12 protein-coding genes and 1 CRISPR repeat array are annotated in these 21,296 nt (G+C 40.3%); of the genes, 8 read left to right on the top strand and 4 right to left on the bottom strand.

Annotation, left to right across the window (positions count from 1 at the left end):
• Window positions 1–128: 128 nt before the first annotated feature.
• The 4 genes from ACYZZR_RS11680 to fahA form a co-directional block, all read right to left on the bottom strand.
• Entirely contained in the window at window positions 129–1,454 is a 1,326-nt protein-coding gene (locus ACYZZR_RS11680) for a carboxylesterase family protein (RefSeq protein ID WP_461534191.1), read from the bottom strand.
• Between the two features lie 506 nt (window positions 1,455–1,960).
• Window positions 1,961–2,773: a sugar nucleotide-binding protein gene (locus tag ACYZZR_RS11675; RefSeq protein ID WP_461534190.1), complete on the bottom strand. Its 813-nt coding sequence runs from the start codon at window positions 2,771–2,773 to the stop codon at window positions 1,961–1,963.
• Between the two features lie 92 nt (window positions 2,774–2,865).
• Window positions 2,866–3,948 (bottom strand): glycine cleavage system aminomethyltransferase GcvT, encoded by a 1,083-nt coding sequence (gcvT, locus tag ACYZZR_RS11670; protein WP_461534189.1) that lies wholly within the window; start codon window positions 3,946–3,948, stop codon window positions 2,866–2,868.
• 42 nt (window positions 3,949–3,990) lie between these two features.
• Complete coding sequence (gene fahA, locus ACYZZR_RS11665; RefSeq protein WP_461534188.1) at window positions 3,991–5,268, bottom strand: fumarylacetoacetase; 1,278 nt, start codon at window positions 5,266–5,268, stop codon at window positions 3,991–3,993.
• Between the two features lie 224 nt (window positions 5,269–5,492).
• On the opposite strand from fahA, the gene glyA reads away from it, so the two are divergent.
• The 8 genes from glyA (at window position 5,493) to cas2 (ending at window position 17,366) form a co-directional block, all read left to right on the top strand.
• The gene (gene glyA, locus ACYZZR_RS11660) at window positions 5,493–6,767 is read left to right on the top strand and encodes a serine hydroxymethyltransferase (RefSeq protein ID WP_461534187.1); all 1,275 of its coding nucleotides are present in this window, start codon (window positions 5,493–5,495) and stop codon (window positions 6,765–6,767) included.
• 127 nt (window positions 6,768–6,894) lie between these two features.
• Window positions 6,895–7,992, top strand: coding sequence for an NADH:flavin oxidoreductase/NADH oxidase (locus tag ACYZZR_RS11655; protein WP_461534186.1), 1,098 nt, complete (start codon window positions 6,895–6,897; stop codon window positions 7,990–7,992).
• 81 nt (window positions 7,993–8,073) lie between these two features.
• Window positions 8,074–10,173, top strand: coding sequence for a peptide MFS transporter (locus ACYZZR_RS11650; protein ID WP_461534185.1), 2,100 nt, complete (start codon window positions 8,074–8,076; stop codon window positions 10,171–10,173).
• A 48-nt stretch (window positions 10,174–10,221) separates the two neighbouring features.
• Complete coding sequence (locus tag ACYZZR_RS11645; RefSeq protein ID WP_461534184.1) at window positions 10,222–10,935, top strand: YqjF family protein; 714 nt, start codon at window positions 10,222–10,224, stop codon at window positions 10,933–10,935.
• Window positions 10,936–11,187: 252 nt separating this feature from the next.
• Window positions 11,188–15,453, top strand: a complete 4,266-nt coding sequence (gene cas9 / locus ACYZZR_RS11640) for a type II CRISPR RNA-guided endonuclease Cas9 (RefSeq protein WP_461534183.1) — start codon at window positions 11,188–11,190, stop codon at window positions 15,451–15,453.
• Window positions 15,454–15,475: 22 nt separating this feature from the next.
• On the top strand, window positions 15,476–16,099 hold the full coding sequence (locus ACYZZR_RS11635; RefSeq protein ID WP_461534182.1) for a transposase: 624 nt from the start codon (window positions 15,476–15,478) through the stop codon (window positions 16,097–16,099).
• A 25-nt stretch (window positions 16,100–16,124) separates the two neighbouring features.
• Window positions 16,125–17,015 (top strand): type II CRISPR-associated endonuclease Cas1, encoded by an 891-nt coding sequence (gene cas1 / locus ACYZZR_RS11630; RefSeq protein WP_461534181.1) that lies wholly within the window; start codon window positions 16,125–16,127, stop codon window positions 17,013–17,015.
• Between the two features lie 12 nt (window positions 17,016–17,027).
• A complete protein-coding gene (cas2, locus tag ACYZZR_RS11625) occupies window positions 17,028–17,366 on the top strand; it encodes a CRISPR-associated endonuclease Cas2 (protein WP_461534180.1) in 339 nt (112 codons plus the stop codon).
• A gap of 109 nt (window positions 17,367–17,475) precedes the next feature.
• Window positions 17,476–21,285: a CRISPR direct-repeat array (repeat unit 50 nt; unit sequence GTTGGAACGAATCCCTGTAAATCTACAAATTTTTGAAAGCAATTCACAAC).
• Between the last annotated feature and the right edge of the window lie 11 nt (window positions 21,286–21,296).

Raw genomic sequence — 21,296 nt, 5'->3', positions numbered from 1 at the left:
CGAGTTGTTGTCGTCAGCAAACTGATGAGTGTATTTCTAAGTCTTTAGGACGACTGTCCACAAAGGCTCTAAACGCAAAAATACTATTTACCACCAGCTTGTAAAACTTATTTGTGGTAATTTTTTTCTCAAGAGTTAGACGAGTTGTAATAGCTGACAATTCCCGGAACTATTCTGTCTTCTTCGAGATTTCCTGTTCGTGCAAATCGACTCCATATCTTTCGTATCTCCTCTCCGTCCCGCTTCAACTCTTCTATCGATTTTCCACGGCCAAAAGCAGAGTCTTGCAGGAGCTCAACACTGCCAAACAGCAGGGCTATATCCGAAATATGTGAAGCTCTGATATTGTTGTTTTTATGCCCCCAGTTCATATTGTAGCAGTAAACACTACCACCGTTGGTAACTATATTCTGAGCAAAAGCCTTTGCCGGATTGCGATATATCCGGTCTGTAGTCTTTCTGATAAACCATTCCAATACAACTTTTCCCAGCCCAGGTATTTTTCCAACAGCTTTGAGCTTGCTGCTAAAAGGAACAAAGACAGAGGTTTCACGTTCTGTCCAACCTATCAGTACGCTCCACTGTTTTGCACGCTCTCGCCATATTTTTTCGGCATCTTCTTCACGTGGAAGAGGGTAGTGGCCGTATTGCACTCCAAAAGGCATACCTCCTTTTAGTCCGAAGCGCTTCATAGAAAGCACCAGCTCGTTTTGGAGTTTCAACAGCTCGTCAATGTCGGCATCTTTAGGTAAGGTCTCGGCACGTGAAATCATTTTCTGTATCATAGCGCTCTTGTCTTTTCTGATACCGAGAGGAGCACTTTGTATAATCACCTTGTGGAAAAGTGTAGTCACATCGTCTGCCAGCATGAGGTGGGCTATGGCATCACCACCCGACGACTGTCCGAATAGGGTGATGTTTTCCGGGTCTCCGCCGAATGATGAAATATGTTTTTTAATCCATTTCAATGCCGCTATGATATCTATCAAACCTAAATTGGCAGGTATATTTCCGTATCCGCCGAGAAATCCCAAAATTCCGAGCCTGTAGTTGATGTTCACTACAATAAGGTCGTGCTCTTCAACCAAAAGACGAGGGTCGTACATAGGCGAATCACCTGCACCCGAGGTATACGATCCGCCGTGTATCCACACCATTACCGGTCTGCCGGTTGATGGGGGTGGAGCGAGTGGAAGACTTATGGACAAGTACTGACAGTGTTCTGTAAACGTCAGCCCTTCCATAATATTTCTCTTCATTAGTGTACTTGTTTTTTGAGATAAATTTTGTGGACAAGCGGGTGATTTTTTTACAGCCGGAAAAGGAATAGGAGAAAGCTCAACCTCTTCCGGGATACCATAGCGATCCGCCTTGGCATAAGGAATACCCGTAGCTCGGATCAGCTTGCCGTTTCTCCATCCTTGTATGTCGCCTATAGCGGTTTGGAAAATCATTTTTCAGTTGTGTGGTTATTGGGTTATTGAGACAAAATTACGAACTAATCAACTATTATTGAGTTATTGGGTTATTAGGTTAATAAGTTAAGTCAAACCATAAAACTACAAACTACGAACTACAAACTAACCAAAACATTTCCTTCCTTCCTTCATTTTGTCTTGATACAAAACGAAGCAAAAAATCAAGAAGCCTTTAAGGAAATTTTCCCGGCCCACCGGGAAACCAGCTTAATTCCTGCTACACGCTCCTTTTGCTGCGCAAACGCGATTCCGCAGGAATTAAGCTTATTTCTGAAAAGGCTTCGAGCTTGGGAAGTATCAAAGTATGGTTCTTACAAAGCGAAAGAACAAAAACGCAAAAAAACGAAAGAACGAAAACACAGAAAAACAAAAATGCAGAAAACACTACGAACTACCAACTAAGAACTAATAGACGGTTATTGGGTTGATGGGGTAATGAGTGATAACTGATCTCCAAGTCTCCACCTCACCGCGTCTCCACCTCACCGCAGCACCGTACTCTTCACCACATCTTCCACCTGCAGTTGATACTGTTTAGGGAGCTTGTTGTCTTTGGGTAAAACGGCGAGGAAGCGGTCGGTGTTTCGGGTGTAGACTTTTTTAAACAAGGGGCGTTCGTATCCGAGTTCTTCGGTGATATTTCTTATAAATTCGTCGTGATGTATCAGATCTCGGCTTCCGAGGTGGTAGATACCGCTCAGGTGGCGGTTGATGATGTAGTGTATCTGTCGTGCGAATATATCGGCAGCGGTGGCATTCATCACCAAATCGGGAAATACCTCGTAAGCTTCCTTGTGTTCTAGAAAGTATTTCAGTTCTTGCAAGCGGGGAGAATTAGGGCCGAATACCATAGGCATACGGGCAATAACGTACTGCCATACCGGTAGACGCAACAGCATATTTTCAATTTTTATCTTAAACTTTCCATACACACTTTCCGAAAGAGTCTTGTCGTATTCGTAGGAGGGAAAATTGCTAAAAGCGTCAAACACATTGGCCGATGAGAGAAAGATAATTCGGATATCTCGCTTGGCAATAACGGTGGTGATTTCCCTATGCAGTGCTACCTGCGATTCAAAGTCGCCTTTTACTGCCGAAATAATACAGGCAGGCTTAATTTCTCTGATAAGGGACTCCACATCATCTGTTTCGTGATTAAACGAATAGAAATGCTGATTCCCCGCCATCGATCCATTAGTGAAATAGGTGGCATAGGTGTCGTAATAGGGGTGTAATTCCCTGTAGAGAGTACTTCCCAAAAATCCGCTGCCTCCTAATATTAATATGCGTTTCACTATAGTCGCTGTTTTTTTAAATAAAGCGTGTCCCGCAAAATTTGCGAGACACGCAATGCTAGCGAGCTACCTTTTATGGTGTCTCTGAATTGTTATTTCTTGTAAAAAGGAAGTTTTACCACCTTGGCAGCTACTGCCTTTTTCCTGATTTGAATATAAATAGTACTTCCCGGCTCTGCCTTATCCGCAGGAACATACCCCAAACCTATACCTTTGCCAAGGCTGGGCGACATAGTACCGCTGGTAACCCGTCCTGTTTTTTCACCCTCCTCGTTTACGATTTCGTAATCGTGGCGCGGTATGCCTTTTTCTACTAATTCAAAGCCTACCAATTTGCGTGCTACGCCGGCTTCCTTTTCAGCTTTAAGTGCCTCTGCGTTTACAAAGTCTTTAGTAAATTTGGTAATCCACCCCAATCCCGCTTCAAGAGGAGAAGTAGTGTCGTCTATGTCGTTTCCGTACAGGCAATATCCCATTTCCAATCGAAGGGTATCTCTCGCTGCCAGTCCGATAGGTTTTATTCCGAAATCAGCTCCGGCTTCAAATACCTTGTCCCATACCTGTTGTATACTTTCATTCTTACAGTAGATCTCAAATCCGCCACTTCCGGTATATCCGGTGGCCGATATAATGATATCGTCAACACCCGCAAATTTGCCTATTTCAAAGCTGTAAAAGGGAATAGCACTCAAGTCGACTTCGGTAAGCGACTGCATGGCCTCAATGGCTTTCGGACCTTGAATAGCCAGTAGCGAATAGTTGTCGGACAAGTTTTCCATCACAGCTCCAAAAGTGTTGTGGCTACTTATCCAATTCCAGTCCTTTTCTATATTAGACGCGTTTACCACCAAGAGATATTCGTTATCGCCGAGACGGTAAACAATCAGGTCGTCTACAATTCCGCCCTCTTCGTTGGGCATATAGCAGTACTGAGCTTTACCAATAGCGATTTTAGAAGCGTCGTTTGAAGAGATGTACTGTATTAAATCTAGGGCACCACTTCCCGAAATTCGGAATTCTCCCATGTGGCTCACATCAAAAACCCCGACTGCATTTCTCACGGTTTCGTGTTCGATATTCACACCTTCGTATTGTACCGGCATATTGTATCCGGCAAAGGGTACCATTTTGGCTCCGAGAGCAATATGGGTTTCAGTCAATGCTGTGTTTTTCATTTTTCTTTTAGCATTAGTATTTAAAACGTATTATAAACTAAATCACTTTCTAGCTGGTAGCAGTTTGTTCGATACTTCTCCAAAGCCAATGCGCACCTTGTCGTTTTGGCAATATCCGGTCATAGTCACCGTATCGCCGTCTTCGAGAAAGCTTCTCTCACTGCCGTCGTTTAACTTAAGCGGATTTTTTCCACCCCAGCTCAGCTCCAACAGCGAACCGTAGCTGTCGGGAGTAGGTCCGGAAATAGTCCCGCTCCCCATCAAGTCGCCCGAATTTACATTACAGCCATTTACCGTATGGTGCGCCAATTGCTGTGCCATAGTCCAGTACATATATTTAAAATTGCTTTTCGAAATGGTTTGCGCCTTTCCGTTTTCGGGGGTGAGCGACACTTCTAGCTGTATATCAAAACTCTTGTCTCCTTCGTATTGCAAATAGGGTAGTGGCTTGGGGTCTTGTTTCGGACCGGCAACGCGAAAGGGCTCCAGGGCATCCATAGTTACAATCCACGGCGACATAGAGGAAGCAAAGTTTTTAGCCAGAAACGGACCGAGCGGAACGTATTCCCACTTCTGTATATCGCGTGCGCTCCAGTCGTTAAACAACACCATCCCAAAAATATAATCTTCCGCCTCATTTACCGGTATAGGCTCGCCTAATGCGTTGGCGTCGGTAGTTATAAAAGCCATTTCGAGCTCAAAATCTACTCTCTCCGAGGCTTTAAACACAGGAGTATCCGCTCCCGGAGGTAGTATTTGCCCCATGGGGCGTCGTACCGAAATACCGGAGGGAATTATAGAAGAACTCCTTCCGTGATAACCTACGGGAATGTGAAGCCAGTTGGGCAGTAAGGCATTTTCCGGATCTCTGAACATCTTTCCTACATTGGTAGCGTGCTCTTTGCTACTGTAAAAATCGGTATAGTCGCCAATCTGAACCGGCAGTTGCATTTCTATCTCGTCGAGAGTAAACAGTACTATGTGTCTGTGTTTTTCGTTATCTCTCAATTTGCTGTTTTCCGCATCAAACAATTCTGCAATGCGATTGCGCACCAATCGCCAAGTCTTCTTTCCGTCGGATATAAAATCGTTCAGACTGTCTTGAAGGAAGATGTCGTCTGTAAGAGGAATACCGTCAAAGTATCCCAATTGGTGTAATGCTCCGAGGTCTATGGCCGTATTTCCAATGCGAGTTCCTATGGTAATAACGTCGTCTCTTGTGAGAAAAACACCAAACGGAATATTCTGTATAGGGAAATCGGAGTCGGAACTTACCGGTATCCACGATGTTCTATTGGGGTCGTTGGCAGAGATAGGCATAGCGAAATTGTTGATTTATGTTTGATAAAATTGTGTTCAAAGATATTATTTTCGCCCAATTTACCGAATGTATTTGTTATTTTTGGCTTTTCTTAATGAAAGTTGTTCATAGTACCCTTAGCAGGAAGTAAATAAAGAGTAAACAGGGGTACGGGAACAGCTTGTTGAAAAAGGAAAATGCGGAAAACTAAAACAGAAATTATAGAACTTTGAAATTATAAATAATGCAACGAGACGAACAGATTTTTGAACTGATCGAAGCTGAAAAAGAACGCCAGTTACACGGACTGGAACTGATCGCTTCGGAGAATTTCGTAAGCGAACAGGTTATGGAAGCTGCCGGTTCGGTTTTGACCAACAAATATGCGGAGGGATACCCCGGAAAGCGCTACTACGGAGGATGTGAAGTGGTAGACGAGGTAGAGACTGTAGCCATAGAGCGCGCCAAGGCTTTGTTTGGAGCCGAATGGGTCAACGTACAACCCCACAGCGGATCTCAGGCCAATACGGCAGTGTATCACGCCTGTCTGAATCCGGGGGATAAAATACTCGGATTTGACCTATCTCACGGAGGTCACCTCACCCACGGTTCGCCGGTAAACTTTTCCGGTAAGCTATACAATCCCGTTTTTTACGGAGTGGAAGAAGAAACCGGAACCCTCAATTACGACAAGATAGAAGAGATCGCTAAAAGAGAGCAACCCAAGCTCATCATCGCTGGGGCTTCTGCTTATTCTAGAGATATAGATTTCAAACGCTTCCGCGAGATTGCCGACAGTGTAGGAGCTATTCTCTTTGCCGATATATCACACCCTGCCGGACTTATCGCCAAAGGCATACTCAACGATCCTGTTCCGCATTGTCATATCGTTACCACCACCACTCACAAAACGCTGAGAGGACCGAGAGGAGGAATCATCATGATGGGTAAAGATTTTGAGAACCCCTTCGGAATCACCCTTAAAAACGGCAAGCCACGTATGATGTCTTCACTCTTAGATAGCGCTGTATTTCCCGGAAATCAGGGAGGACCCTTAGAGCATATCATCGCAGCCAAAGCTGTCGCTTTCGGAGAGGCGCTTACCGACAATTTCCTGCACTACGCACTACAGGTCCGCAAAAATGCACAGACTATGGCGGCACTGTTTGTAGAAAAAGGATATAAGGTAATCAGCGGAGGAACAGACAATCACATGATGCTGATCGACCTGAGAAACAAAAACATTTCCGGTAAAGAAGCCGAAGAAGCGCTGGTAAAAGCCGATATTACGGTAAACAAGAATATGGTGCCCTTTGACGATAAATCTCCTTTTGTAACTTCCGGAATACGTATCGGAGCCTCGGCCATTACTACACGCGGACTTAAAGAAGAGGACGTGAAAACCGTGGTAGAGCTCATCGATGAGGTGGTTGCCAATCACACCGACGAGGCAGTGCTAGAAGGCGTACGCGAAAAAGTGAATAATCTGATGAAAACTAGACCGCTGTTTCAGTGGTAATCGGTTTTTATTTTGCCAAAATAGAGAAAGGGTTGCCTAAAGGTAGCCCTTTTTTAATTTAACATTAAGAAATATAAGCTCGGGTTTTATTACATTTGACACTTCTTTTACAAAGAATTATAACACTATGAATGGTAAATCACTACTCTTAAGTCCTTATCAGTTAGGAAATATTACACTGAACAACCGCATAGTTATTTCTCCCATGTGTCAGTATACCGCAACAGACGGATTGGCCGAAGATTGGCATCTTGTACATCTTGGGTCGAGAGCAGTAGGTGGTGCCGGACTCATCATACAGGAAGCCACAGCGGTAGTTCCGGAAGGGAGGATAACCTACGGAGATCTCGGAATTTGGAAAGACGAGCATATAGCCCCCCTGAAGCGAATAGTCGATTTTGTACACCGCCAAGGAAGCAAAATAGGAATACAACTAGCCCATGCCGGCCGAAAAGCCAGCTGCGAAAAACCCTGGGATGGAGGCGGACAAATAGTTGCGGAGCATCCCAATGGTTGGATTACAAAAGGACCGTCGCCCATTGCTTTCGGACAAGGGGAAATAGCCCCTCAAGAATTGACCCTCAGTGAAATAAAAGAATGTATAAACAGCTTTAAAGCTGCTGCAAAGCGAGCGCTCGAAGCGGGATACGACCTGATAGAATTACACGCCGCTCACGGCTATTTGCTACATCAGTTTTATTCACCGCTGAGCAATAAGCGCACAGACCAATACGGGGGAAGTTTTGAAAACCGCATACGCTTTACCCTCGAAGCCGCACGAGCTATACAGGAAGTCTGGGGAAAAGAAAGAGCCTTTATAGTTCGCATTTCAGCAACCGACTGGACTGAAGGGGGATGGAGTATTGAAGATTCCGTAAAACTCGCTACCGAACTCAAAGCATTGGGCATACACCTTATCGATACCTCTACGGGGGGTAATGTGCTGGCCGAGATTCCCGCAAAACCCAATTATCAAGTACCCTTTGCAGCCCAAATCAGAAAACAAGCCGATATACCTACTGGTGCCGTCGGACTCATCAATACCCCTCAACAGGCCGAAGCTATTTTACAAAATGGAGAAGCCGATTTGATACTAATTGCCCGAGAGAGCCTTCGAAACCCCTATTTTCCGCTCTATGCCGCCCATATCTTAGAAGGTGAAAGCATTGAAAAATGGCCCAATCAGTACGAAAGAGCCTATCCCACACACGGGGAGTGGAAATAACCATATTTTTGAAAAAGCATTGGAAAAATACACTTGTTTTAAACGAGTTGTGAATAAGTGAAATCATAAAAATTTTTACCCTTGAATACCGATATAGAAAATCTGTTTAAAGATAAGGTGCTAGGTCATCCCGGCGGACTCTTTGTATTGTTTTTTACCGAAATGTGGGAGCGTTTTTCATTCTACGGAATGAGAGTGCTGCTCGTCAATTTCCTCACCATGGCCGCCGTTGGCTATAATCCAGGTTGGGAATGGTCGGCCGAAAATGCCGGAGCCCTATTCGGTACCTATGCCATGCTGTTGTATATCACTCCCATAATTGGAGGTATTATAGCCGACAAATATACCGGCTACCGCTGGGCCGTAGTTATCGGCTCGCTTATCATGGCACTCGGACACGCCTGTATGGCCTTGGAGACCGAATTTTCCCTTTATCTCGGACTCGCCTTATTGGTGATAGGAACCGGCTTCTTTAAGCCCAATATTACTTCCATCATCTCTGAGATGTACAAAGGCCAAGAAGGGAAGAAGGACGGAGCCTATACCATCTTCTATATGGGCGTCAATGCCGGTGCATTTTTCGGAATGATGCTCTGTGGTTACTTGGCCGAAAAAGTAGGATGGAGCTGGGGATTCGGTCTGGCCGGAATATTTATGCTGTTAGGAACACTGCAGTTCTGGCTGTCGGGCAATCTGTTTGGTAAAATAGGAGGTAAGCCCGCCGACCGAAATGTCGCAGCAGCTGTAGAAAGCGAAGAACAGACTGTAAATGCGGCAATACAATCCGCTAAAGAAGAAGAAGAAAAACCCAATCCGTTTACCCTCTTAGACAAAATACTCATAGTGCTGTGTAGTGTTATAGGACTGGGATACGCCATAAACGACCCCATGTCTAAAATAGCTGATATAGACATGTTTTCCGCGCTTCAAATCGGGAAATTAGAAGGGCAATATGTGGCAGTATTGTTTGCCTTAGCACTCTTCCTGTTTTTGGTAATCGGAAGGATACTGCGCTATTCCGCCGTAGTGAGAGATCGTATGTTTGCCTTTATCATATTTGCCTTCTTTACCGTGTTTTTCTGGCTTTCTTTCGAGCAAGGAGCATCATCGCTCATACTGTTTGCCCGAGATAATGTAGACCGATCGCTGTCGGGAAATGCAGCGGTGATCTTTAATGTGGTCAATACCCTGCTCACCGTAATTCCACTGCTCATCATATCGTGGGTACTGTATCTGCTGTGGAAAAAGACCTATTACAAAATACCGGGATCCAATATAGTTTTAGTAGTTTGCTTCCTGCTGATGTGGGGCATAGTGGGCTGGATGATCTCGAGAGATTTCAATACCGTAGCCTACGATGTTACCTATACCGCTTATGAAAAGATAACAACCGACGATGAGGGAAATGAAAAAGTATTGTATATAGGTATATCCGAAAACACAGAAGTACCGGAAGGAGCCAAGGTTTTGGAAAGAACCATAACCATAGAAGAACCCGAAAGCTTTAAAGAGGGCGACATCATACCTATTATCGCCAAAGACAACGACGAAACAGCCTTTGGCTATCTCGGCGATAACCGACTGTCTCTCGCATACCAAAATGCACAAGAATTAGGTCGCAAAGATCACAGAGTAATAGAAGCTACCATAACCCAAGTAAAAGACAATCAAATCGAAATCACTGTCTCTTGGTTTAGTATACTCAATTCCTTTTTTATCATAGTCTTTGCCTCTTTCTACTCCAAGTGGTGGGAGAGTAAGTACAACCCCTCTGCAGCCAACAAATACGCATTAGGACTCATTATAATGGCAATAGGCTTCGGACTCTTAGCTTGGGGGGCATACGGAGTTTCAGGAACGGTAAAAGTGAGTATGATATGGCTTATCTTAGCTTACCTTTTCCACACCCTTGGCGAACTTTGTCTGTCGCCTGTCGGACTCTCCTATGTGAGTAAATTAGTGCCCGCGCGGATGATCGCCCTGATGTTTGGTATGTGGTATCTCGCCATAGCCATCGGAAACAAACTCGCTGCCGTTTTGGGCGGACAGATAGAAAATATTACTTCGCAATACAGCTTGTCGGTGTTTTTCCTGATATTTACTATAGTACCCATGGTTGCCGGAGTACTGATATTTTTACTGAATCCCGTATTGAAAAAAATGATGCATGGCGTGAGGTAGGGGAATTGACAAAGTACAAGCGATAGCAGTGATGTACTTTATATTGTTATGAGCATACGAGATATACTACATAAAACGAGTCACAGACCCTGGCCTATACCTTCCGGAAACTGGAAGTATTACCAGGAGTGGAACGATGCCGTCTTTTTGCATTGGCAGGTGGAGCTAAGCGAATTGCGTCCATGGGTTCCTCAGGAACTGCAAATCGACCTTTTAGACGGTAAACCTTGGGTGTCTGTGGTGGCTTTTAATATGGAAAAGATCAGACCGAGATATCTGCCGGCATTTCCACCTATATCCGACTTTCACGAGATCAATATCAGAACCTATGTGCGCTCCGGAACAATAAGCGGCGTCTATTTTCTAAGCATAGAAGGCGGAACCGCCCTGTCGTGTAAAATAGCCAAAGCCCTTTCCGGACTTCCGTATCGGTTTTCCGATATGAAACGCACACCCAATACTTACCAGTCTTTTAATGCCCCATATAACGATCACTTCTATATCCGCTATACATCCGGGCCTCCATTATCCATAAAATCCCAATCAGACCTCTGGCTTACCGAGCGATACGCCTTGTTTCAAGACAGCGCCCACCACATCAATACCTTCCAAATTCACCATATAGAATGGCCGGTGCAAGAGCTCCAAATCCACGATCTAAAGGTCGACTACCCGAGGTTCGAGAGCCTGCTAAAAGGACAACCCGATAAGGTACATTATTCTCCGGGAGTTAGGGTTTTGGCTTGGGGGAGGGAGAAGTAAAAGAGTTGCTAAGGCAAAAAAAAATGCTCCCTGATTATGGACAAGGAGCAATCCAAATGTTTTCACAACGGAATAATCCTTATTGTGAATTGCATTCAAAAAATTTGTAAAGCGAATATACAAAAATAATTTGTCTTTTATAAGGTTTTCCGTAAATTACGGTTTTTATTATTATTTTAAACCGGCTTTTTGGTATAAAAGTGAGGTTTGAATTATATAAAGAACACTAACTAACCATTACTGTTTTTAATTATGAAAAGAATTTTAGGATTGGATTTGGGGACTAACTCGATTGGATTTGCACATGTGATTGAAAGAGAGGATGTAAAACGGTCAGAAATTAAACAAATCGGAGTTCGTGTAATTCCACTTACTGTTGATGAGCAACAAAATTTTGAGAAAGGAAAAAGCATCACGACAAATGCAGACAGAACTTTAAAAAGAGGGGCGAGAAGAAACCTTGATCGTTATCAAGACAGACGAAAAAATCTAATTAAGGTTTTACGGGATGCAAATATTATTGATCAAAGTACAATACTCGCTGAAAACGGAAAAAATACGACGCATCAAACTTGGGAATTAAGAGCAAAATCGGTTCTTGAACGGATTGAAAAGGAGGAATTGGCCCGTGTGTTTTTGGCAATTAATAAAAAACGCGGTTATAAAAGTTCCCGAAAAGCCAAAAATGAAGACGAAGGCCAGACAATTGATGGAATGGCTGTTGCAAAGCGGCTATACGATGAAAGAATAACTTGCGGGCAATTGGTTTATCAACTTTTACAAGAGGGTAAAAAATCAATTCCTGATTTTTATCGTTCAGATTTGCAGGCGGAATTTGATAAAATATGGGGTTTCCAAAAACAGTTTTATCCTGAAATCCTGACAGACGAATTTTATCAGGAGCTAAAAGGAAAGGGACAAAGAGCTACCTCTGGTTTGTTTTGGACAAAATATAAATTCAATACTGCTGAAAACAAAGGAACAAGAGAAGAAAAAAAAATACAGTCCTATAAATGGCGAAGTGAAGCAACCTCAAAGCAATTAGAAAAGGAAGAGGTGGCTTTTGTTTTAACAGAAATAAACAACAACCTCAATAATTCAAGTGGCTACCTCGGTGCAATTTCAGACCGAAGTAAGGAGTTGTATTTCAATAAGCAAACGGTTGGTCAGTATTTGTTTAAACAACTTCAGGAAAATAGACATACACTACTAAAAAATCAAGTATTTTACCGTCAAGATTATTTGGATGAGTTTGAAAAAATATGGGAAGTTCAATCTCAATATCACTCCGAATTAACAGAAGAACTCAAAACTGAAATTAGGGATATTGTTATTTTTTACCAGCGGAAACTGAAATCTCAAAAAGGATTGATCAGCTTCTGTGAGTTTGAAAGCAAAGAGATTTTAGTTGGAGGTAAAAAGAAGACTATAGGATTAAAAGTAGCACCAAAATCTTCACCATTATTTCAGGAATTTAAGATTTGGCAAAATCTCAACAACGTTTTAATCCGTAAAAAGGGAAGTAAAAAAAGAGTAGTAAGACAGGATAATCAGAGAAGTCTATTTGACGACGAAAAAGAAATATTTGAACTTGATTTAGAGGCAAAGAAGATCTTATTCGATGAATTGAATCTCAAAGGAAATTTAAAAGCCAATAAAATCATCGAATTATTAGGATATAAACCTAGTGAATGGGAAATCAATTATTCTGAATTAGAAGGTAATCGGACAAATAAAGCCCTTTATGAAGCTTATTTAAAAATTGTAGATATAGAAGGGTATGACGTAAAGGATTTGCTGAAAGTAAAATCCAATAAAGATGAAGTTGAATTGGATCACTTGAAAGTTCCCGCTCATAAGATAAAAGGTATGATTCGGGATATTTTTAAAGTATTGGATATAGATGCTGAAATTCTTGATTTTGATGCTGAATTAGAAGGGAAAGATTTTGAACAACAGAAATCGTATCAATTATGGCATTTACTGTATTCTTATGAAGGTGATAATTCTCAAAGTGGTAATGATAAATTATACGAGTTATTAGCGGATAAATTTGGATTTAAAAAGGAGCACAGTCAAATTTTGGCAAATATTACTTTATCGGAAGATTATGGAAATCTTTCTTCCAAAGCGATGAGAAAGGTTTATCCGTTTATTAAAGAAAATAAATATAGCACTGCCTGTGAGTTAGCTGGTTACCGTCATTCTAAACATTCCCTAACCAAAGAGGAGATAGAAAACAGGCAGTTAGATGATAAATTGGAGTTGCTAAAAAAGAATAGCTTGCGTAATCCAGTGGTGGAGAAAATTCTCAATCAGATGGTGAATGTGGTCAACTCGTTATTAGAAAAAAACAGAGAAGAAGATCCCAACTTTAAATTCGATGAAATTCGAATAGAACTTGCAAGGGAGTTAAAGAAAAATGCTTCCGAAAGAGCAGAAATGACTATAGGAATAAATAAGGCTAAAACAAATCACGAAAAGATTTTTAAAATTTTACAGACTGAATTTGGAATAAAAAATCCAACTCGAAACGATATCATCCGTTATCGTTTATATGAGGAGTTAAAAAATAACGGTTATAAAGATTTATATACGAACGAATATATTCCGAGAGAAATTATTTTTAGTAAGCAAGTAGATATAGAGCACATCATTCCGCAATCTAGATTGTTTGACGACAGTTTTTCCAACAAAACAATTGTATATAGAAAAATAAATCTTGCAAAAGGTAATCAAACGGCTTATGATTATATTTCTTCTAAATATGGTGATACTAAGGATTATGAAGAGAGAATTAAAGCATTATATGATTTAAATTTAAAGAATAAAGGCGAAGGAATATCCAAAGCCAAATACCAAAAATTACTTAAAAAAGAATCGGAAATAGGCGATGGATTTATAGAACGTGACTTAAGAGAAAGCCAATACATTGCCAAAAAGGCAAAAGAAATGTTGTTTAAAATCACCAAATCGGTTGTTTCAACTTCGGGTAGTATTACAGGCCGATTGAGAGATGATTGGGGATTGATTAATGTGATGAAGGAATTAAATCTTCCAAAATACCGTGCTTTGGGTTTGACCGAAATGCAGGAACGTAAATTTGGACAAAAAGTAGAAGTGATTAAAGACTGGACAAAGCGAAACGACCATCGCCATCATGCTATGGATGCTTTGACTGTGGCTTTTACTAAGTACAATCACATCCAATATTTGAATTATCTAAATGCCCGAAAGAATGAAAATCACAAGTTGCACGGTAATATTATTGCTATTGAGAAAGTAGAAACAGAGACTAAGGTTGATAGCGATGGAAACAAAAAACGTGTATTTAAAGAGCCTATTCCAAATTTCCGTCAAGTTGCCAAAGAATATTTGGAAAAGATACTGATTTCGCACAAAGCGAAAAATAAAGTAGTTACTAAAAATAAAAATAAGATTTCAGGTAAAGACAAACCACAAGAAGTCTTAACGCCAAGAGGACAATTACATAAAGAAACGGTTTACGGTAAATATCATTATTATGAAAGTAAAGAAGAGAAGGTAGGCACTAAGTTTGATATAGAAACGATTGAAAAAGTAGCGAACCCAACTTATAAAAAAGCATTATTAAAACGTCTTTCTGAAAATGGAAACGATCCTAAAAAAGCATTTGGTGGGAAAAATACGTTGAGCAAAAATCCGATTTATATCAGTTTAGAGCAAAACATTAAAGTTCCTGAAAAAGTGAAGTTAGTTTGGTTGGAAGAAGATTATTCTATTCGAAAAGATATTAATCCAGATAACTTTAAGGATGAAAAATCAATCGATAAAGTTTTAGATGAAGGCGTAAAAAGAATACTAAAAAATCGATTAAAAGAATTCGATAATGATGCCAAAAAGGCTTTTTCCGATTTAGACAAAAATCCGATTTGGTTGAACGAAGCCAAAGGAATTTCCGTTAAACGTGTAACCATAAGTGGTGTGAAAAACGCAGAATCTCTGCATTACAAGAAAGACCATTTAGGAAATGAAATCTTGGATGAAAAAGGAAATAAAATCCCTGTCGATTTTGTAAGTACCGGAAATAATCATCACGTTGCAGTTTATAAAGATGAAAAAGGAAACTTGCAGGAAAATGTAGTTTCGTTCTTTGAAGCAGTAATCAGAGTCAATCAAGGTTTACCAATTATTGATAAAACCTATAACCAACATTTGGGTTGGCAATTTTTATTCACTATGAAACAAAACGAAATGTTTGTTTTCCCGAATGAAAATACCGGATTCAATCCAAATGAAATAGATTTATTAGACCCGAAAAATAAAAAGGAAATCAGTCCTAATTTGTTTAGGGTACAGAAGTTTGGATCTTTGCTTTCCGGTTTTTGGTTTAGACATCATTTGGAAACAACCGTTGAAGTCAATAATAATCTAAAAGGGATTACATATAAAGTAATTCAAAGTGCTAATAATTTGAATAATATTATTAAAGTCCGCATAGATCACCTTGGAGATATTGTAAGTGTTGGAGAATATTAAATTTTACTCAAAAATAAGATAAATGTCCAAATCCAATCCCCATATTCATAGTCGTAAAAGCATACGCCTTAAGGGCTATGACTATGCACAGCAGGGATTGTATTTTATCACCTTATGTGTTCGAGGAAGGGAGTGTTTATTTGGTGAAATTGACAATGGAAAGATGGTCTTAAATTCTTATGGACAGATTGCAAAAGAGGAATGGTTGCACACAATAAAGGTGAGGCAGAACGTAGCTTTACACGAATTTATAGTTATGCCCGATCACCTTCATGGCATAGTTGAAATTTTGGAGCGAAAAGAGGAGGGAGGAGAGCTTGGAAAGTTCAAATCTCCCTCCCATACCATAGGCGCTATCGTCAGGGGATATAAAATAGCGACGATAAAAAGAATCAAGGATTTTATTTACCATCAAGAAGAGGAATCCGCTCCATACCCAGATCCGGAACTCCGTAAGGGCGAATTGCAATTCGCCCCAACCGCCCCAACCGATATAACCGAAAAAATCAAAAAATCGGATTTTAAGATATGGCAGCGCAATTACTACGATCGTATCATACGTAACGAGGAGGCGTATCACCATATATCGCGATATATCGTAAACAATCCCATAAGATGGGAGAAAAGTAAACCCGATAAAGAATAACAACCCAACCAAACCACCTTTAATTATGATTAAACGCACTATCTACATCGGCAATCCGGCCTATCTAAAATTTAAGGATAAGCAGTTAAAGGTTATCGATCCGGAGAGTCAGGAAGAAAAGGGATCTGTTCCGGTTGAAGATATGGCTGTATTGATGTTAGACAATTATCAGGTAACTATCAGTCACCAGCTTATCGTAGCCCTTCAAGGCAACAATGTGGCCGTTATCAGTTGCGACGCCCACCACCTGCCATTTGCCATGATGTTGCCTATGAGTGGACACGTAGAACACTCCGAAAGACTAAAGCAACAGATCAGTGTTTCCGAACCCCTGCGAAAACAGCTGTGGAAGCAAACCGTAGAAGCCAAGATCAGCCAGCAGATGTTGGTGCTTAAAAAACTCCGAAAGCCTCATCAACCCTTGGTCGAATTTATGGGTCAAGTGCGGTCTGGCGACAGTACTAATATGGAGGGCATTGCCGCGCAGTATTACTGGAAACAGTTATTTGAAAATTTTACCCGGGAGAGAGAAGGGGAGATGCCAAATAATTTTCTGAATTTCGGATATGCAGTGTTGCGGAGCATTGTAGCCAGGGCTTTGGTAAGCTCCGGTTTAAATCCAACTTTGGGAATTTTTCACCGAAATAAATACAATGCCTATTGTCTTGCCGACGATATAATGGAACCCTACCGCCCTTATGTTGATCTTGCGGTATACGAATGGATGGAAGAGCATCCGGGTAATGACAAACTCAGTAGAGAAGCCAAGGCCTATTTACTTCAACTCGCCACCCGCGATGTGATGATTATGCAAAAACTTCGTCCCCTTATGGTGGCGGTAAGCAGCACCACCTCTTCACTGTACAAATGTATTACCGGCGAATTGCGGACTATTCGCTATCCGGTGATGTACTAAACGGAGCAGAAGATGAACCAGCATCGTTTTAATGCCTATAGGATTATGTGGGTACTCGTATTTTTTGACTTACCAACGGAGACTAAACGCGACCGTCATGTAGCGACTCGATTTCGCAAACAACTGATAGATGACGGTTTTACGATGTTTCAGTTTTCCATTTACCTCCGCCATTGCCCGAGTCGTGAAAATGCGGAAGTTCACATCAAGCGAACCAAAAACAATCTGCCTAAACACGGAAAAATCGGAATATTATGTGTTACTGACAAACAGTTTGGAAATATGGAGGTCTTTTTCGGGCAAAAAGAAGCCGATTTACCACCTCCATCCCAGCAGTTAGAATTGTTTTGACAGGATTAAAAAAATGGATAACAAAAAAGCAGGTCATTGCAAAACAACCTGCTTTTTTTGATTTCGTTCTCAGCGCCCAACCCCTTATAAACAAAGAGATTTAAATGAGGTTGGAACGAATCCCTGTAAATCTACAAATTTTTGAAAGCAATTCACAACCCGTAATTCTCCGGCATGAATCATATCAGTGTTGGAACGAATCCCTGTAAATCTACAAATTTTTGAAAGCAATTCACAACTCTCACTATATTTTATAATTGTCCTGAACCGTTGGAACGAATCCCTGTAAATCTACAAATTTTTGAAAGCAATTCACAACGTGATTTCATTGACACCGTCTTCACCGTCTGTTGGAAAGAATCCCTGTAAATCTACAAATTTTTGAAATCAATTCACAAATATTTCCGTCTGTTGGCTCTGCAGCGGATGGTTGGAACGAATCCCTGTAAATCTACAAATTTTTGAAAGCAATTCACAACGTTATTGAATAGGTCACTTTGATAAGTTTTGTTGGAACGAATCCCTGTAAATCTACAAATTTTTGAAAGCAATTCACAACACCGGGGGTAAAGAAATTTAACCAGGGGGGGTTGGAACGAATCCCTGTAAATCTACAAATTTTTGAAAGCAATTCACAACTGCTTTTGATTTGTACTTGAAGTTCCATTGGTTGGAACGAATCCCTGTAAATCTACAAATTTTTGAAAGCAATTCACAACTTTTGTGAAGCAAATTTTTTCACTCTTGCTGTTGGAACGAATCCCTGTAAATCTACAAATTTTTGAAAGCAATTCACAACTTGGTCTCCTACAGGCCATTCGCTTTGATTGTTGGAACGAATCCCTGTAAATCTACAAATTTTTGAAAGCAATTCACAACATATTGATTATAGTTTATTAATGCGCCTTCGTTGGAACGAATCCCTGTAAATCTACAAATTTTTGAAAGCAATTCACAACATATCATCAATATTCTTCAATGGAAATTCTGTTGGAACGAATCCCTGTAAATCTACAAATTTTTGAAAGCAATTCACAACACAAGATTTGGTTTTGTAGTCGTAGAATTAGTTGGAACGAATCCCTGTAAATCTACAAATTTTTGAAAGCAATTCACAACCCATCGTCAGAAAATATACTGTTTCTTCGTGTTGGAACGAATCCCTGTAAATCTACAAATTTTTGAAAGCAATTCACAACTTAACCGCTAAAGGCATTCAGTACCGAGAGGTTGGAACGAATCCCTGTAAATCTACAAATTTTTGAAAGCAATTCACAACCAAGATTTGGTTTTGTAGTCGTAGAATTATGTTGGAACGAATCCCTGTAAATCTACAAATTTTTGAAAGCAATTCACAACCTTGCTCTGAGTTCTGAAGAGGTGGCTGCCGTTGGAACGAATCCCTGTAAATCTACAAATTTTTGAAAGCAATTCACAACATTTCCACGTTAGAGCTTTGTTGGTCGCTTGTTGGAACGAATCCCTGTAAATCTACAAATTTTTGAAAGCAATTCACAACGGCAGGTTGTTTTCCTGCACTTCTTTGTACGTTGGAACGAATCCCTGTAAATCTACAAATTTTTGAAAGCAATTCACAACGGTAAAGAAGAAATGGAGCATCTTAAGATGGTTGGAACGAATCCCTGTAAATCTACAAATTTTTGAAAGCAATTCACAACCGAAGTTCTCATCTACCGCTGTCATATAGTGTTGGAACGAATCCCTGTAAATCTACAAATTTTTGAAAGCAATTCACAACATGGGAGTACTTTAAGAAGAATGCTGTTGAGTTGGAACGAATCCCTGTAAATCTACAAATTTTTGAAAGCAATTCACAACACCGATGTTAATGCCCTTGTTAGTGATAATGTTGGAACGAATCCCTGTAAATCTACAAATTTTTGAAAGCAATTCACAACTATAGCCAATATTTGATGTGAAGTCTTCCGGTTGGAACGAATCCCTGTAAATCTACAAATTTTTGAAAGCAATTCACAACTCTTAATGGAGCGACAGCGGAATGATGCCCGTTGGAACGAATCCCTGTAAATCTACAAATTTTTGAAAGCAATTCACAACAATTACAATTACAATTAGAGAAATTTTAAAGTTGGAACGAATCCCTGTAAATCTACAAATTTTTGAAAGCAATTCACAACGACGGAAACATTGATGCGAATGGCACCTATGTTGGAACGAATCCCTGTAAATCTACAAATTTTTGAAAGCAATTCACAACGGATTTTCCGCCCACGTTACTATTCTTTTTGTTGGAACGAATCCCTGTAAATCTACAAATTTTTGAAAGCAATTCACAACTTCATGTGCAACGCAGCATTGTACAACCGTGTTGGAACGAATCCCTGTAAATCTACAAATTTTTGAAAGCAATTCACAACTGCCGGTTGTTTACCTACAGTTTGGAACGAGTTGGAACGAATCCCTGTAAATCTACAAATTTTTGAAAGCAATTCACAACTGTGTTTTTCGTCTGTTTTGTTAACATATTGTTGGAACGAATCCCTGTAAATCTACAAATTTTTGAAAGCAATTCACAACTATCGATAAACTTTTTTATTGCTTTCTCAAGTTGGAACGAATCCCTGTAAATCTACAAATTTTTGAAAGCAATTCACAACGTGTAGTGTCTGCACATGATTCTTTACCGCGTTGGAACGAATCCCTGTAAATCTACAAATTTTTGAAAGCAATTCACAACGAGATTCCTCATTGAAAGTCAGGGTGACGAGTTGGAACGAATCCCTGTAAATCTACAAATTTTTGAAAGCAATTCACAACTGCTTTCTTCTTCTTACATTCCATACATTTGTTGGAACGAATCCCTGTAAATCTACAAATTTTTGAAAGCAATTCACAACCCCGTGGTGTTATACTTATAATGCCCATAAGTTGGAACGAATCCCTGTAAATCTACAAATTTTTGAAAGCAATTCACAACGGATATAAGCACATGTTCTTATTTTTTTGGGTTGGAACGAATCCCTGTAAATCTACAAATTTTTGAAAGCAATTCACAACCCGGGGCAATTAATGATTGTGTTGCCCTGGGTTGGAACGAATCCCTGTAAATCTACAAATTTTTGAAAGCAATTCACAACACAGAGGAGAACAAAGATATGTTCATGACAGTTGGAACGAATCCCTGTAAATCTACAAATTTTTGAAAGCAATTCACAACTGAGTTTCTTTTGACGATGATATTGTTTTCGTTGGAACGAATCCCTGTAAATCTACAAATTTTTGAAAGCAATTCACAACACCATAACTAATACTATTTTGCCCTTGGAAGTTGGAACGAATCCCTGTAAATCTACAAATTTTTGAAAGCAATTCACAACACAGCAACTGGTGTATACCACCCTGAGTTAGTTGGAACGAATCCCTGTAAATCTACAAATTTTTGAAAGCAATTCACAACTAATTTAATTATCATGAAATTCAATTGGAAGTTGGAACGAATCCCTGTAAATCTACAAATTTTTGAAAGCAATTCACAACGGATAGTTTTGAGGACATAAACATTGAACTGTTGGAACGAATCCCTGTAAATCTACAAATTTTTGAAAGCAATTCACAACGCCCTGGCTGGAAGGACGTAATCCTGCCATGTTGGAACGAATCCCTGTAAATCTACAAATTTTTGAAAGCAATTCACAACATATACCAGGAAGGTTTGGCGGTTAAGGAAGTTGGAACGAATCCCTGTAAATCTACAAATTTTTGAAAGCAATTCACAACACATTTCATCGTATTTTTACAACATGAACTGTTGGAACGAATCCCTGTAAATCTACAAATTTTTGAAAGCAATTCACAACAGCTTCTCTAGCGGCGTAACTTTCTTTTGAGTTGGAACGAATCCCTGTAAATCTACAAATTTTTGAAAGCAATTCACAACTGCGGATAGTG

The sequence above is a fragment of the Sinomicrobium sp. genome (assembly GCA_029266035.1).
Classification (GTDB): Bacteria; Bacteroidota; Bacteroidia; order Flavobacteriales; family Flavobacteriaceae; genus Sinomicrobium.
This window is presented reverse-complemented; position numbering and strand designations above follow the sequence as displayed.